Origin of the sequence: Streptomyces aureus (assembly GCF_001418135.1) — a bacterium.
Classification (GTDB): Bacteria; Actinomycetota; Actinomycetes; order Streptomycetales; family Streptomycetaceae; genus Streptomyces; species Streptomyces aureus_A.
The window spans coordinates 1-1,270 of the sequence record NZ_LIPQ01000629.1; the positions used below are offsets into that span (position 1 = coordinate 1).

Genomic DNA, 1,270 nt, shown 5'->3' on the forward strand with positions numbered 1-1,270 from the left:
GAGTGAGGGGTACGGGGCCGGCGCGGCACCCGGTGCGGAGCTCACGCCCACAACGGCCGTCAGGGCGGCCGCGACAGTCGTAGCGGCTCTGGTCAGTAAGGTCATCGTCACGTTCCCCCACGAGGAAGACGGTGCGCCGTGCAGCTTCCACAGGGAGCACGGCACCGGCCGGGGTCTCCGGCCTCCGCCAGTCTGCGGCCCACCCCGCCCCGGTGCGTTGGACATTCATGCGCGGTCCGCGAGAACACCCCTCAAGGCGCTGGGGACGTGCCCCGTATGGCTGCGGCACACACGCGTCAGATGCGCCTGGTCGGCGAATCCGTAGGCGTACGCGAGGGTGCGCAGGCTGTCCTCGCCCTCCTCAAGCGCGTGCAGGACGCCCCTGATTCGCAGCTCGTTGCGGTGGTGTGTGAGGGTCGTGCCGGTGACAGCGCGGAAGACACGGCTGAGATGGTGCGGCGAGACGCCTGCCGCGCGGGCCAGATCCTCCAGGGAGAGGCGGAGCCCTGGCGTTCCCTCGGCCAGGACGGCGCAGACGTCGCGCACCAGTCGGGCGTGGGCGCGGGCGGCAGCGGGGCGGCGGCTCGTGTCCGTGCGCCAGGGCCCGGCGGAGGCGGCCACGTCGTCGAGCAACCGGTGGAGCCGCTCGCCCAGTTCGAAGTCGTCGGCCCCGCGACGTGCCGCGGCCAGCAGGGCGCGGTGGTGCACGTCGGTGGTGCCGGTGATCGTGAAGCGGCGGGAGAGCGGCGGGCCGTCGAACCGGTCGGTGAACAGCTCTGCGCCGAGCCGGAACTCAGTGGACCGGTCCCCGGGCCCGATGGGGTGGGCGACTCGGTGTTCGTCACCCGGCCGGGTGAGGTAACCGCCGCTCGCGTCGCCGAAGAACTCCTCGCCGGCGATGCGGCGGAGGTAGCCACCGGACCGGGCCAGGACCACGGTGTACCCGTCCGCGTGCCCGGGCCCGACGAATCCCGCTCTGTCCTCGCAGCACAGGATGTCCTGGGCGGTGATCCCAGCGGCGCTGAACTGGCCGCGCAGCGCGCCGCGGCGCTCCCGTACGGCCTCGTCCTCGAGCAACTCCCGGTCGCTGCGGCTCTCTTCGTTCATGTGTTTCGCCCCCTGCGGCCTCGGATCCCCCGCCCTGGGGCGGTTCACACGCACTGGGGGTGAACCGACCGGAAGACCTCTTGGTTCAGGACGCGTCGTCCAGGTCGTCGACCGGCTCGTCGTGCCGCACGGGTACGGCCGTCTGGGGCGCGGGGGCGGAGGG

At 72.8% G+C, this 1,270-nt stretch carries 1 protein-coding gene; it reads right to left on the reverse strand.

The window, feature by feature from the left end; translation table 11 throughout:
• Positions 1-225 precede the first annotated feature (225 nt).
• Positions 226-1,107, reverse strand: a complete 882-nt coding sequence (locus AOK00_RS35395) for a helix-turn-helix transcriptional regulator (protein WP_055604204.1) — start codon at positions 1,105-1,107, stop codon at positions 226-228.
• Between the last annotated feature and the right edge of the window lie 163 nt (positions 1,108-1,270).

Bases quoted from the DNA above. Each gene is read 5' to 3' on its own strand.
- AOK00_RS35395 (WP_055604204.1), bottom strand. From the start codon at position 1,107: ATGAACGAAGAGAGCCGCAGCGACCGGGAGTTGCTCGAGGACGAGGCC.